This is a genomic window from Undibacterium sp. GW821-FHT11B02, from assembly GCF_058808955.1.
This window is the reverse complement of the sequence record NZ_JBXASD010000037.1, coordinates 1-762: the sequence shown is the minus strand read 5'-3', so window position 1 is coordinate 762 and position 762 is coordinate 1. Positions and strand designations below refer to the sequence as shown.

Sequence of the window (762 nt, the reverse complement as noted above, 5' to 3'; positions counted from 1 at the left end):
GCGCCAAATTCGGCCATGGTGTTTTTGGCGACGTTTTTACCGGTTAAACCGTAGTAACCGAGGCTGGCGTAGACGCCACCATCTTCTCCATCATAGGAGGTGTCGAGTTTGACGCCAGTACGGGTGACGCCCCCCCAGGTGAGTCCATAGACGCTGTCTTTGGCTCCTGCATAAGAAAGGTAGCTGTCTGTCACTGAGCGACGGGCGATTTCTATGCCGAGGCTGGCGCCATCATCTGATCCGCTCCAGCGTAATCCACCAACGACGTTCTGGACGGGGAAGCCTATGGGGCTGGCGCCGATGTCGGCTTTGACGCCGGCCAGTTCGTAGCTGAGGTTGAGGGCGACGCCTTTGGCTTCCTGGTCGAGGGTGGCGACGTTGGATAAGCCTTGTTGGCGGGCGATGGTGGTGAACGGGACTTTGGCGTATTTGGCGCGTTCTACGAGGATGGCGTTGCGTCCATACTGACCGGCGATGTTGGGGTCGTTGAGATAAAGCGTGCCGGCATCGGCCAGGACGGGGATGATTTTTAAGCCAAACTGTCCCAGTCCCAGGGTGTTGATCTGGGCTTCGATGGGGAGTTCTACATCATTTAAAGCGGACAGGCCTTTTTCTCCACTACGCGAACGTACTGCCACTTCTGCCGTGACCTGGCTGTGGTTGAGGTCGTTGATGGCGTCGATTTCTTTGAGCAAGGCTGCTTCTTCTGGACTGACATTGCTTGGCTGTACGGCCTTGCCGGTTTTGCGGCTACCAGTGCTG

At 57.1% G+C, this 762-nt stretch carries 1 protein-coding gene; it reads right to left on the bottom strand.

Annotated elements, in window-relative coordinates:
* On the bottom strand, window positions 1-762 hold a 762-nt coding region (locus tag AC1RVX_RS30005; protein ID WP_493220246.1), incomplete at both ends, for a cellulose synthase subunit BcsC-related outer membrane protein.